This window comes from Cryobacterium levicorallinum, from assembly GCF_004402405.1.
Classification (GTDB): domain Bacteria; phylum Actinomycetota; class Actinomycetes; order Actinomycetales; family Microbacteriaceae; genus Cryobacterium; species Cryobacterium levicorallinum.
The window spans coordinates 15,643-28,354 of sequence record NZ_SOFE01000014.1; the positions used below are offsets into that span (position 1 = coordinate 15,643).

The 12,712-nt window shown below is 65.9% G+C and carries 13 protein-coding genes; 8 read left to right on the forward strand and 5 right to left on the reverse strand.

All coding sequences use genetic code 11. From position 1 onward, the window contains the following. Positions 1-28 precede the first annotated feature (28 nt). Together yczE and E3O11_RS07365 are read left to right on the forward strand one after the other, a co-directional pair. Positions 29-655, forward strand: coding sequence for a membrane protein YczE (yczE, locus tag E3O11_RS07360; RefSeq protein WP_092447869.1), 627 nt, complete (start codon positions 29-31; stop codon positions 653-655). Positions 656-710: 55 nt separating this feature from the next. Further along, a complete protein-coding gene (locus E3O11_RS07365; RefSeq protein WP_092447870.1) occupies positions 711-1,169 on the forward strand; it encodes a pyridoxamine 5-phosphate oxidase in 459 nt (152 codons plus the stop codon). On the opposite strand, the gene E3O11_RS07370 is transcribed toward E3O11_RS07365, so the two are convergent. Then, positions 1,156-2,316: a M20/M25/M40 family metallo-hydrolase gene (locus E3O11_RS07370; RefSeq protein ID WP_092447871.1), complete on the reverse strand. Its 1,161-nt coding sequence runs from the start codon at positions 2,314-2,316 to the stop codon at positions 1,156-1,158. The genes E3O11_RS07365 and E3O11_RS07370 overlap by 14 nt on opposite strands. A 113-nt stretch (positions 2,317-2,429) precedes the next feature. Between E3O11_RS07370 and E3O11_RS07375 the strand changes: the two genes are divergently transcribed. The 5 genes from E3O11_RS07375 (at position 2,430) to E3O11_RS07395 (ending at position 7,713) form a co-directional block, all read left to right on the forward strand. After that, positions 2,430-3,224: a CPBP family intramembrane glutamic endopeptidase gene (locus E3O11_RS07375; protein WP_092447872.1), complete on the forward strand. Its 795-nt coding sequence runs from the start codon at positions 2,430-2,432 to the stop codon at positions 3,222-3,224. An 83-nt stretch (positions 3,225-3,307) separates the two neighbouring features. Next, positions 3,308-4,231, forward strand: coding sequence for a DUF4097 family beta strand repeat-containing protein (locus E3O11_RS07380; RefSeq protein ID WP_092447873.1), 924 nt, complete (start codon positions 3,308-3,310; stop codon positions 4,229-4,231). Further along, positions 4,228-4,911, forward strand: coding sequence for a PadR family transcriptional regulator (locus E3O11_RS07385; RefSeq protein WP_092447874.1), 684 nt, complete (start codon positions 4,228-4,230; stop codon positions 4,909-4,911). The genes E3O11_RS07380 and E3O11_RS07385 overlap by 4 nt, the downstream gene beginning before the upstream one ends. Before the next feature lie 134 nt (positions 4,912-5,045). Next, entirely contained in the window at positions 5,046-7,181 is a 2,136-nt protein-coding gene (locus E3O11_RS07390; protein WP_092447875.1) for an APC family permease, read from the forward strand. 244 nt (positions 7,182-7,425) lie between these two features. Next, on the forward strand, positions 7,426-7,713 hold the full coding sequence (locus E3O11_RS07395; protein WP_092447876.1) for a DUF3073 domain-containing protein: 288 nt from the start codon (positions 7,426-7,428) through the stop codon (positions 7,711-7,713). Positions 7,714-7,929: 216 nt separating this feature from the next. On the opposite strand, the gene purM is transcribed toward E3O11_RS07395, so the two are convergent. Genes purM through E3O11_RS17830 form a run of 3 tightly spaced genes read right to left on the reverse strand, consistent with a single transcriptional unit; the run spans position 7,930 to position 11,057 of the window. Further along, on the reverse strand, positions 7,930-9,054 hold the full coding sequence (gene purM, locus E3O11_RS07400) for a phosphoribosylformylglycinamidine cyclo-ligase (protein WP_092447877.1): 1,125 nt from the start codon (positions 9,052-9,054) through the stop codon (positions 7,930-7,932). Continuing rightward, complete coding sequence (gene purF, locus E3O11_RS07405; protein WP_092447878.1) at positions 9,051-10,640, reverse strand: amidophosphoribosyltransferase; 1,590 nt, start codon at positions 10,638-10,640, stop codon at positions 9,051-9,053. The genes purM and purF overlap by 4 nt, the downstream gene beginning before the upstream one ends. A 12-nt stretch (positions 10,641-10,652) precedes the next feature. Then, positions 10,653-11,057, reverse strand: a complete 405-nt coding sequence (locus tag E3O11_RS17830; protein WP_174775303.1) for a hypothetical protein — start codon at positions 11,055-11,057, stop codon at positions 10,653-10,655. A 38-nt stretch (positions 11,058-11,095) separates the two neighbouring features. Here E3O11_RS17830 and E3O11_RS07415 point away from each other — a divergent pair, with 38 nt between their 5' ends. After that, positions 11,096-12,013: a ribokinase gene (locus tag E3O11_RS07415; RefSeq protein WP_092447879.1), complete on the forward strand. Its 918-nt coding sequence runs from the start codon at positions 11,096-11,098 to the stop codon at positions 12,011-12,013. 95 nt (positions 12,014-12,108) lie between these two features. Here E3O11_RS07415 and E3O11_RS07420 read toward each other — a convergent pair whose 3' ends face one another. Further along, positions 12,109-12,477, reverse strand: coding sequence for a sterol carrier family protein (locus E3O11_RS07420; RefSeq protein WP_092448174.1), 369 nt, complete (start codon positions 12,475-12,477; stop codon positions 12,109-12,111). Between the last annotated feature and the right edge of the window lie 235 nt (positions 12,478-12,712).

The window sequence follows — 12,712 nt, forward strand, 5'->3', positions numbered from 1 at the left end:
CACCGAGCGGCATTTAGACTGAATTCTCGTGACTCGTCGTGTGATTCAACTGCTGATTGGCCTGTTCCTCTACGGAATCGGCATCGCGTTGATCGTGCGCGCCGCCATCGGCGTCGCCCCATGGGACGTTCTCGCCCAGGGCATCGATAACCACACGCACCTCGGGTTCGGGCTGATCACGATTCTGCTGAGCGGTGTCGTACTCCTGCTCTGGATCCCCATCCGCCAGAAGCCCGGTGCCGGCACTCTGCTCAACGCGCTGCTCGTTGGCCCGTCAGCTGATGTTGGCCTGTGGCTCATTCCGGCCGACCTCGACCTCTGGGCCCGCATCCTCCTGTTCGCCGCGGGACTCCTGCTGATCGCCGTCGCCACCGGCCTCTATATCGGGGCACACTTCGGCCCCGGCCCGCGCGACGGCCTGATGACCGGGCTGCACCAGCGCACCGGCTGGAAGATCTGGATCGTGCGCACCGGCATCGAGGTGATCGTGCTCGGCATCGGCTGGGTGCTCGGCGGCAACGTGGGAATCGGCACCGTGCTGTTCGCCGTCTTGATCGGCCCCCTCTGCCAGCGCACGATCCCCTTCTTCGCAGTCCGCCGCCCCGCGGCCGTCTCGCCGGCGCCCGATCCCGATGCCGAGCGCGTTGCCGGGTAGCTACTGCGCGGTGCGTTAAGCCCTCGTGTCGGTGCCGAGAGGTAGCGTTCAACGCATGGCAACATGGCGAGAAATTGAAGCGGATGCTCCGCAGTTCGCAGCGCGGGTACGCTCACGATTCGACGCGGGCACCAACAAGACAATGGCCTCCCTGCGCCGGAATGGTGCCCCGCGGATCAGCGGCACCGAACTCGTGATCAACAACGGGCGCATCACTTTGGGCATGATGCCCCATTCGCTCAAGCTGCACGATGTGCTGCGGGACCCGCGGGTGGCCATCCACTCGCCAACCCTCGAGCCGCCAGTCGGGCAGCCGTCGGAGTGGGCCGGCGACGCGAAACTGGCCGGGGTACTGGTGGTGACCGAGCCGGAACCGACCGATCCGCCGGATACATCCAGTTTCGAGCTGCACGTACACGAGGTCGTGCTCACCTACATAGACTCCGACAACACGCATCTGGTCATCGAATCGTGGCACGAGGGCCGGGGGTGGGAGCGAATCAGCCGACTGTAGGCCCGCAAAACTCGGTGATCGTGCCCTCAAGAATCTCGGCGAGCGCGCGCACCGACTGCGCGTCGACCCATTCCGTGTCGGCGTGCAGGCCTTCACCGTCGGCACCGAACACCACACACGGAATACCGGCTTCGAGAATAAGCCCGGCGTCGGTCCAGAAAGGTTCGCCGCGCGTTTTCGCCGGGGCGCCGAGCACCCGCTCGGCATTGCCACTAAGCGCGCGCAGGATCGGCCAGTGCGGCTCGGCCTCAAAGGCAGCCCGCGCCACCAGCCGGGTCAGCTCAAACCGAAACTGCGGCTCCGTGCGCGCCAGCTCGGTGAACAGTGCCCGCAGCTCGGAGTCGACGCGCTCCGGGGACTCGCCGGGCAGCATCCGTCGTTCCAGGGTGAGCACGCAGCGGGCCGCGACCGTGGCGGCATCGTCACCACCGACAATCTTCGACACCCGCACGGCACCGTGGCCGAGTGTGGCATGCGCCGGGACCGAGTTCAGCTGCTGCCGCAGCTCGTCGAGGGCACGCAGCGCGAGCCCGGCATGCCAGATGGCATCCACGCCGAGCTCCGGCTGCGATCCGTGCGCGGCCAGGCCGGTCAGGCAGAGCTCGAACCAGGCGAATCCGCGGTGCGCTGTGGTCAGTTCCAGGCTGCTCGGCTCGATCACGAGGGCGGCATCGGCGCTCAATGTGCGCAGCACCTCTTCCGTTCCGATGCTGCCGAATTCTTCGTCGGCGACCAGCGTCACGATCACATCCCCGGCCAGCCCGACAGCGGATGCCCGCGCTGCCGCCACGAGGATGGCCGCGAGCCCGCTCTTGGTGTCGACGGCCCCACGCCCGTACACCCGGCCGGCGCGAAGGTCGCCGCTGAACGGATCGCCCGCGTAGGTGGCGACGCCGACCGTGTCGAGGTGAGCGTTGAGCATGAGCGAGCGTCCACCGCCGGTGCCGCGTTTGATGCCGACGACCGAGGGCCGTCCGGGAACCTGCTCGAGCAGGGTGACCTGAAACCCCTGCCCGAGCAGCCATTCACTGCACCAGATTGCGATCTGGGCTTCACCCGCCGCTCCGGGAACCAGGTCAGGATTGACCGAATCGATGCGCACGAGGTGCTGCAAGATCGCGACCGGGTCGCTGGGAAAACGCTTCATCCCTCGAATCTAGGCCCTCCCCGCGAGAGCGGGAAAATCGCTGCCTCCGGGGTGCCGAAGCAGCACTTTTTCCGCTCTCGTTAAATTGAGAGGTGCTCTGGGTAGGGTGCAGCATGGGTACTAGATCGCGGTGGGGGCTGATTCCGGCGGCGCTGGTGAGCGCATCCGCTGTGCTGCTGTTTGCGCTGCGGATGCCGGTGGCCGGCTATGGCGTGCTGGCGGCGGCCCTGGCGCTCGCGCTCCTGATCAATCGGGCGCTGTTTCGCGATCTGTTGCTGATTGCCGTTGGGCTGGGGATCATCAGCACCATCTCGGTTGAGGCGAACATCAGCTACCCGAATATCGCCCTGATGGGCACGGTGCTCAGCCTGTCGGTGCTCGTGCCGTATCTGCTCTCGCGGTACTACTTCAAGGACCACGCGATCCGGTTTCCGATTCGCACCGGGCAACGCTGGACCCGGCTCGAACGCGCCTACCTGCCACTCGTAGTGCTGCTCGGGTACCTGATTCTGCCGAGCTACTTCATCGGAAGCGGCGCGTACCAGAATTGGCCAGCGGTGACCGCTCCCGATGAGATTGCCCGGCTGTTCGTGGGTGTGGGCTTCGTGGGGATCTGGGACGAACTGTTCTTCATCTGCGTCGCCTTCACCCTGCTGCGGCGGCACTTTGCCGATTGGCAGGCCAATATTTTGCAGGCCGTGATCTTCTCGTCGTTCCTCTGGGAGCTCGGCTACCAGGCCTGGGGGCCGCTGCTGACCGTGCCGTTCGCTCTGCTGCAGGGCTACACCTTTGCCCGCACTCGCTCGCTCACCTACGTGGTCTGCGTGCACCTGCTGTTCGACGTCGTGGTGTTCGCCGTGCTGGTACACGCCCACAATCGCCAGTGGCTGGATATTTTTCTGTACTGATTGCAACTTTCAGGAACGCGATATATCGTGTCTTTCAACACACGCGATATAACGCGAGTTCATGCTCCTGAAAGGACAACCCAGTGTCATTGGAAAAATGGCTGGTCACCCCCGGGCAGACCAAAATCATCGATGTCGAATTGGTGCGCAAGCTCAAGGTCAGTCTGATCGGCGGCACGGTCGACATCATCGGCCACGACGAACCCGGCGCCCGCATTGAAGTGCACGGCGTCACCGGCAAAGACCTGAAGATCTCGATGGACGGCGACCGCCTCGAAATCGACCATCCCCAGTTGCGCTGGGATAACTTTCTCGAGGTGTTCACCGCGTTCCGCGGCACCGCCCGCGCCGAGGTGAGCGTACTGGTCCCGCGCGACGTCGCCCTGCGCTTCGGTGTCGTCTCGGCGGATGCCCTCGTGTCCGGACTGCGCAATGACGCCAAACTCAGCACCGTCTCCGGCGATGTCGTAATCGATGACGTCGAGGGTGACCTCGAACTCAACGCGGTTAACGGCGAAATCTCGGTGCGCAACCATGTCGGAGCACTGGCCGTGCACACCGTATCGGGCGATATCACGGCGAGCGGCAGCATCCGTCGTTTCACGCTCGACGGGGTCGCGAGCAACGTGTTTCTCGACCTGGCGGGCACACCAGACCAGATCGTGACGAACTCGGTCAGCGGCAACCTCACGGTGCGGCTCGAGCCGGGCGTCGCCGCGCGGTACCACCTCAACACCCTCTCCGGAACGCTGCAGCTCGACGACCAGACCGTGCGCACCGCGTTCGGCAAGGGCTACGAAGGCTCCACCGGCACGCTCGACGGCAGCTGGCTCGACCTGCGTGGTAATTCGGTGTCCGGCGATATCTCGGTCGTGCGGCGGGAGAGCGGTGGCAGCGCGCCGGGCGGTGCAGCGTCGATGAGTGCAGCATCATCTCAGGCACCATCCAGTCAAGCGGATGCCGCAGCGCCCGCCGCGGCCGACATCACCCAGGCAGACCCAGCATGAGCGCCATGTTCGCCCACGGAAGCCTGCGCCTCTACCTGCTGAGCCTGCTCGCCGAGCGGCCCCGACACGGCTACGAGCTGATTCAGGCGCTCAGCGACCGATTCGGCGGAACCTACAGCCCCAGCGCCGGAACGATCTACCCGCGCTTGGCCAAACTCGAGGAAGAGGGCCTGGTCACCAAGCAGGCCGACGGCCGCAAGACCGTCTACGAGATCACGGATGCCGGTCGCGCCGAGTTGCTCGCCCGTGACGGAGAACTCGGCGCGATCGAAGACGAGGTGACCGACTCGGTGCGGCGCCTCGCCGACCAGGTGCGCAGCCGCGTCAACTCCGCCATGAAGTCCCTGCGCGCCGACCTGGCCTCCGCGGCCCGGCAGGCCCGCGACGCAGGGTCGCCGGCTTCGCGCGGCTACGACGGCACGCCCGAGTCCTGGGATGCCCCGGATGCACCAACGGCGGCCGAGGCGCCATCGTCGACCAGCGACGAGACCTCCGCTCGCCTGGATTCACGTCTCGCCCTGCGCGAAGCCGACATGGTACTCAACGAGTTCCGGCAGCAGCTGCGCACAGACCTGCGCACGCAAGCGGCCCGCTCGGTTGTTCCGCCCGACACGGTGCCCACGCTGCGACGCCAGCTCGCCGACGTTCGCGCGAACATCCTCGCCACGCTGCACCCGTAGGCTTTTCGAGACCGCCAGCGCGAGTCGGTGGTGGTCTCGAAAAGCTCGACCAGCGGATGATTGTGCCGCCCAGGCCACCCACCTGCATCCGCTTAAAAAAGCGACCCGATTTGACAGGGGCCAGCTTAGGTGTAATGTCGTCCCTCGTGACACCCGAGGCGAACGCCCCAGTACCGGAAAGCCGATCACCCAAGCGGTGGATCATCGGCGATCCGCTCCCCACCGAGCAGTTGGACGGCCAGCTGCTACCCAAGCACCTCGCTCTTCCTATTTTTGCCAGCGACCCACTGTCGAGCGTGGCCTACGCGCCGCAAGAACTCCTGATGATTCTGACCCTCGGCGGGCTCGCCTTTTTGAGCTTCGCGCCGTGGGTCGCTGCAGTCGTCGTCATGCTTCTCATCGTTGTCGTGGCGTCGTATCGCCAGCTGATCAAGGCCTACCCATCTGGCGGCGGCGACTACGAGGTCGCCCACAAGAATCTGGGCGAAAAGGCTGGCCTGGTCGTCGCATCCGCTTTGCTCGTGGACTATGTGATGACCGTGGTCGTCTCGGTGGCCAGCGGCGTGGACAACATCATCTCCGCCATTCCCGCTCTCGCCCCGCTCCGCGTGGAGCTCGCGGTGATCTTCATCATTCTGCTCGCGGCGGTGAACCTCCGCGGCGTGCGCGAGTCGAGCAATGCCTTCGCTATTCCGACCTACCTCTTCATCGGCAGCGTGCTGCTCATGATCGTCGTCGGCCTCGGTCGGGCGCTGATGGGCGACGCCCCCGTCGCCGAGTCCGCCGGTTACGACGTGCAGGGCGAGAACCTCGCGCAGGCCGCGTTCATTCTGCTGCTGCTGCGCTCCTTCGCAAGCGGATGCTCCGCCCTCACCGGCGTCGAAGCGATCGCCAACGGGGTACCGGCGTTCAAACACCCCAAGGTCAAGAACGCCCAGCGCACCCTGACGCTCATGGGTGGCATTGCCATCGTGTTGTTCGTAGGATTGACCGCCCTCGCGCTGATCTCCAAGGTGCACTACGCCGAGGCTCCCTGCGACCTAATCGGCTGGGCCGAGTGCGCCACTGCGCCCCAGCGCAGCCTCATCGCGCAGGTCGCCGCTGCCACGTTCGGCAACTTCTCGATCATGTTCTTCGTGCTGCAGGCAGCGACAGCAGCGGTGCTGTTGCTGGCCGCCAACACCGCGTTTAATGGCTTTCCGCTGCTCGGCTCCGTGCTCGCGCGCGACAAGTACGCACCGAAGTCGCTCAGCACCCGCGGCGACCGCCTGATCTACTCCAACGGTGTCGTGCTCCTGGCCCTGGCCGCCTGCGTGATCATGGTGGTTTACCGGGCCAACCTGACCGTGCTGATTCAGCTCTACATCATCGGCGTCTTCGTGTCATTTACGCTCGGCCAAACCGGCATGGTGCGGCACTGGCTGAAACTGCTCAAGAAGAATCCGCCGAACCGCGGGTCGATCATTCTGAGCCTGTCGATCAACGGTTTCGGCGCCGCGCTGACCGGTGTCGTGCTCATCGTTGTCACCATCACCAAGTTCACCCACGGCGCCTGGCTCGTGTTCGTGATGATGCCGGTGCTGTTCTTTCTCATGATGGGCGTCAACCGGTATTACCGAGACGTGGCCAAGGAGATCGAGGTCGACCCCGTCACCACGTTCGGTTCGCAGGGCGATCATGCCATCGTGCTGGTCGGCAAGATGCAGAAACCGGTGCTCAAGGCACTCGACTACGCGATCGCCGCCCGCCACGTGAGCCTCGAAGCCGTGCACGTCTCGATCGACACAGCCGAGACCAAAGAGCTCAAACGCGCCTGGGTGAAACAGAACATCCAGGTTCCGCTGCGCATCGTCGCCTCACCGTATCGCGACATCAGCTGGCCGCTGATCAGCTACATTCGGGGTCGCCGCGACGATCACGGCTCCGAGGTCATCACCGTGTACACGCCCATCTACATCGTCGGCCACTGGTGGGAGAACCTGCTGCACAACCACAAGGCCCGCCGACTGCGTCAGAAGCTGATGATGGTGCACGGCGTCACGATCGCCCTCGTGCCCTGGCTGCTCGACTCGTCTGAGCTCATCTATGGTCGCCGCTCGCGGCCGATCCCCGGCCAGGATCGACGCGGTGAGCCGGTGCGATCCCGCCCGGTGTCGCGCCGTCCGCTCGCACCGCCCACCGGAGCCCCCGACACGGCAACGAAGTCGAGCCCGGTCGTTGTGCCGTCGCAGTCTCGGCCGACGGCATCGCGTCGCCGGAAGCGCAAGTAGCGTCGGGCCGGCGCCCGGGACCAGCCAGCAGCATCGGCTCGCCATGATTTGCGCGACCAGGCCGGGCCGGAGAACCGATCCACTATCCATTCTTACGGTCTGACCGGCCCGTTTGATCTTTGAGCAGCGTCAGTGGGCGGGTAGGCCCGTCATGCTAAACTAAGCTCTAGTTTTTACACATTCCGTTCGGCAAATCCCGAGTGTCTCGCGACTCGCTCGGCCTGGCATCGTAAGGGGGTCACGCATGGGGCGCGGCCGTCAAAAAGCAAAGCACACCAAGGTAGCTCGGGAGCTGAAGTACTTTAGCCCGGATACCAACTACAACGCGCTCGAACGCGAGTTGACCGGGCATCCGTCCGATCCTCGGCTCGACGAAGACCTCGCCAAGTGGCCGGAGTATGAAGCGGACAAGGCCAAGAAGGCCACCGGTGGTGACACCGTTGATTCCGCTGACGATGACGACGACGATCCGGATGACGACGACCGTTACGTCGACCACTACGCCACCGAAGACGAGAAGAAGCGCGCCTAACGCCGCCAGCGGCCTCAGTCGCGATGCCTGGTGTATCCCGCGCTGCATGGGGTGCACGCCGGGTCGTGGTGCCATTTGTGGCCCGCGCGCTCGGCGCGCCACGCGCGCGATCACCACGAGGCAGCCCGTGCAGCAACCGGCCACGCCGCTGCCGCCCCGCGAGTCACCGGGGCCCGGGCAACAAGCGACCGGGTGAGTGCCCCTGAGGCGGGAACCCTAGTTCGCGTAGGCGCCGACGAGACGCACGGCGCCGCCGTTGACGCCCTTGGCGCCCTGTTCGAACCCGGTCAGGTCGTGCTCGGCGCGCGAGACGCGGCCGGTGACCCAGGCGGGAATTTTGCTCAGAGCCAGCCGCGCGATGACCGATGAAGCGGATGCCGCATCCACGACCGCGAACATGCCGACTCCGAGGTTCCAGGTTCCTTCAGCGCTTTCGAGCGTTGACCCGGCCATGTCGCCGAGCACCCGGAACACGGGGGCGGGCGACCAGGTGGACCGGTCAACCTCGACCCAGGAGCCAACAGGCAGCACACGGGCGAGGTTGGCGGCGATGCCACCGCCGGTGACGTGGCTGAGTGAGTGGATGGCGCCGGCCAGCTCTGGGTCGCCGAGCACATCGAGCAGCGGGCCGGTGTACAGTCGGGTCGGTTCGAGCAGAACTTCGCCGACCACGCCGCCGAGTTCGGCGGAGGTATCGGTGTAGCCGATGCCGCGCTGGGCCAGAATATGGCGCACGAGCGAGTAGCCGTTGGAGTGCAGGCCGCTCGAGGCCATGGCGATGACGACGTCACCGGAGAGAACCTTGTCGGCGCCAAGCACCTGGTCGGCTTCGACGACGCCGGTGGCCGCTCCGGCCACGTCATAGTCGTCGGGGCCGAGCAGGCCGGGGTGTTCGGCGGTTTCGCCGCCGACGAGGGCCGTTCCGGTCTCGGAGCAGGCGCGGGCGATTCCGGCCACGATCGAGGCGATGCGCTCGGGCACGACCTTGCCGCAGGCGATGTAGTCGGTCATGAACAGCGGGCGGGCGCCGACCACGATGATGTCATCAACGACCATGCCGACGAGGTCCTGGCCGATGGTGTCGTGCTTGTCGATGGCCTGCGCGATGGCGACCTTGGTGCCGACGCCATCCGTTGAGGTGGCCAGCAGCGGCTGCCGAAACTTGGTGAGGAAAGACACGTCGAACAGTCCGGCGAAACCGCCGACCCCGCCCCAGACCTCGGGGCCGTGGGTCTTCGAGACGGCGGACTTCATGAGCTCGACCGCGAGGTCACCGGCTTGGGTATCGACTCCGGCCGCTGCATAAGACGCGTTGGAGATACTGGACGAGTTGTTGCTCATTCTGGTCTTCCCGGATCACCGAACGGTACCTGGCCCAGACGGGCGAGGGCTTCTTCTTGTCGTGCGGCGGGTGCCAGCACGGCTTCCAGATCAGAATCGGGACCCGGGTCGCATCCGTTTGATGTGGCCGGCCGCTCGAGCAGGTTCTTGCCGAGGTGTTGCGATTCGGGCAGCGCGATCGGGTACACGCCGGTGAAGCAGGCGGTGCAGAGACGCTCCCGCGGCTGCTCGGTGGCTTCGATCATGCCGTCTTCGGAGAGATAGCCGAGCGAGTCGGCGCCGATCGACTGGCGCACCTCGTCGACCTCGAGGCCGGTCGCGATGAGCTCGGCACGACTGGCAAAGTCGATGCCGTAGAAGCACGGCCAGGTGATCGGCGGGCTTGAGATGCGCACGTGTACCTCGGCGGCGCCGGCCTCCCGCAGCATGCTCACGAGCGCGCGCTGGGTGTTGCCGCGCACGATTGAGTCGTCGACCACGATGAGGCGCTTGCCCTTGATCACGTTCTTGAGCGGGTTCAACTTCAAACGGATGCCGCGCTGCCGGATGGTCTGCGACGGCGCGATGAAGGTGCGCCCGACGTAGGAATTCTTCACGAGACCCTGACCGAACGGAATGCCGGACGCCTGCGCGTAGCCGATGGCTGCCGGAGTGCCGGATTCCGGCGTGGGGATCACGAGATCGGCCTCGACCGGGTACTCCGCCGCGAGCTTGCGACCCATTTCGACCCGCGCCTCGTGCACACCACGACCAGCGATCGTGGTGTCGGGGCGGGCGAGGTAGACGTACTCGAAGACGCAGCCCTTGGGGTCGGCCTTGGCGAACCGCTGGGTGCGGAGCCCGTTCTCGTCGATCGTGATGAGCTCGCCGGGCTCGACTTCGCGCACGAAGCTCGCGCCGACAATGTCGAGGGCTGCGGTTTCGGAGGCGACGACCCAGCCGCGTTCGAGGCGGCCGAGCACGAGCGGGCGAACGCCCTGAGGATCGCGAGCGGCGTAGAGGGTGGTTTCGTCCATGAACACGAGGCAGTAGGCCCCACGCAGCCGCGGCAGCACCTCGAGCGCCGTGGCCTCGAGGGAGTGATCGAGGTCGCCGGTGAGCAGGGCGGTGATCACTGCGGTGTCGGTGGTGTTGCCCCTGGCCAGCTCACCGTCGACCTTGGGGTAGCGTTCACGCACGAGTTCGAGTAGCTCAGCCGTGTTGGTGAGGTTGCCGTTGTGGCCGAGGGCCACCGTTCCGCTCGAGGTGCGGCCGAGGGTTGGCTGGGCGTTCTGCCAGCTCGAGGACCCGGTCGTGGAATAGCGGGTGTGCCCGACGGCGATGTGCCCGAGCAGGGTACTCAGCGAGGCTTCGTTGAAGACCTGCGAGACCAATCCCATGTCTTTGTAGATGAGGATCTTACTGCCGTCACTCGTGGCGATTCCGGCCGATTCCTGGCCGCGGTGCTGCAGGGCGTAGAGGCCGAAGTAGCTGAGTTTGGCCACCTCTTCGCCGGGAGCCCAGACTCCGAAGACCCCACAAGCGTCTTGTGGGCCCTTCTCGTTGGGAAGAAGATCGTGATTTAACAGTCCGTCGCCACCGGGCAAGCCGCAGCCTCTTTACTTCTCGTTGAACGTGGGGAATTCGTCATCGGGGGTGCCGGAGCCAGGCTCAGCGGCACGCAATTCGCTTGTGGTACTGACACCGTTCGTGTCCAGTCTATCCGCGACGACCGACATCTTGGAGCGGCCGATGATTCGGTCGATCACGAGGGCCACCACCGCGCCGAGCGCAGTGCCGATGGCGACGCCGCCGAGCAGCAGAAAGCCGAAGATTTGCATCCGTTCGTACTCCGCGGTCTCCGGGAAGGAGACGGTGAGAATGAGCGAGAGCAGCACCCCCACGATGGCGCCGAGCAACATGAAATTGCGGTACCGCGGGGCTCGGTGCAGGGTCACGGTCGCCTCGGCGCGCACGATCTCGTTCTCGGCCGACGGGTTCTGGGGCTGCTCAGAAGAACTCACGCTCCTATTGTCCCATGAGCGGATGCGAGACTGACTCTATGAACTCGATTGCGGTACTCGGAAGCGCCAACATGGACCTCGTCGTGCGGCAGTCGCGCCTGCCCCGACCAGGCGAGACGATTTTCGGGGCTGGCTTCAGCACGGTTCCCGGTGGGAAAGGACTCAACCAGGCGGTCGCCGCGGCCCGGTTGGGCGAGGCCGTGAACTTTCTAGGAGCGGTGGGAGCGGATGCCTACGGGAGCGAGCTGCGCGCGCTGATGCTGGCCGAGGGTATCCGTTCTGACGGCCTCGCGATAGCGGATGCCCCCACCGGCACCGCCCACATCTCCGTCGTGGACAGTGGCGAGAACTCGATCGTGGTGGTGTCGGGCGCGAACGCCGCGGTCACGACGCTGAGCGAGGCGCAGCGGGCGGCGATCACGGAGTCGGCGTTTCTGGTGATGCAGTGCGAGCTGCCGATCTCGGTACTGGTCGAGGGGATCGCCGCGGCCCACGCCGCCGGAGTGTTCACCGTGCTGACCCCGGCGCCGGTCATGCCGCTGCCCGAGGGGTTTCTCGCCTCGGTCGACCTCGTGGTTCCGAACCAGATTGAGGCCGCCGAACTCACCGGGGAAAGCGACCCGGTACGAGCCGCCGAGGTACTCAGCGCTGACCAGACCTGGGCGATCGTGACGCTGGGTTCGGAAGGTTCGGTCGTCGCCTATGACGGCGAGGTCCTCGGACTCGCACCGGCCCGGCCTGTGACGGCCGTCGATACGACCGCGGCCGGCGACACCTTCGTCGGGGCGCTTGTGGCGCGCCTGGCGGCGGGATACGTCCGTGGCACGGCCGTATCGCCGGACGAGATGATCGAGGCCGTGCGTTTCGCGACCGTCGCGTCGTCGATCGCGGTGACCAGAGCGGGGGCGACCTCGTCGATGCCTACCCGCGACGAAGTAGAGGCAATCCTCGTCTAGCACGTTCGCAAAAGCGCACAAACGCCCATTTGACAACGAGACCTGAACCTCGCCAAGGGACCGAAGATGGCATCTCGCGCCATCAAGGCGCGCCGCTAGTGCAGGAGCAGCACGGGCACGTGGCCGGTCAGGTCGGCGCGGGCCCCGGAGGCGTGGATGGCCCCCGACGTGACACCATCGGCGAAGGCGAGGGTGCCGGTGGCGAGGCCAAGCCAGGTGGCGACATCCATTTCGACCACATTGGGCGGCGTGCCACGGGTGTGCCGGGGGCCCTCGATGCACTGCGTGGCGCCAAATGGCGGCACGCGCACCTCGAGGGTGTTTCCTTCGGCCTGTTCGGCCAGCAGTTGCAGGGTGTAGCGCACCGCTTGGGCGCGGATATCCCGGCTCGCGGCGCAGCCGCCCTCGAGCGCTGCCCCCACGGCCGCCCGGCCGGCTCCGTCGTCGATGCGCGCTCGTGCCATGGCTCCAGTCTGCCGGATCAGGCGGCGGGCGTGTACTCCACGACGGCGAGAACGATGTTCGGCAAACCTGGCGGACATCCAATTTGTGCTCTGGGTGAGCGCGATGATGCGCGCGTCCGCGTATGGAATCAGCGCGCGGTGCAACGCCTCGATGGCGGCTTCCAACCGGTAGCCGGGGACGCTGACGGTAACGAGAGTCCGGGATTAGGGGCATGCCCATATCCCAGTGCCGTGG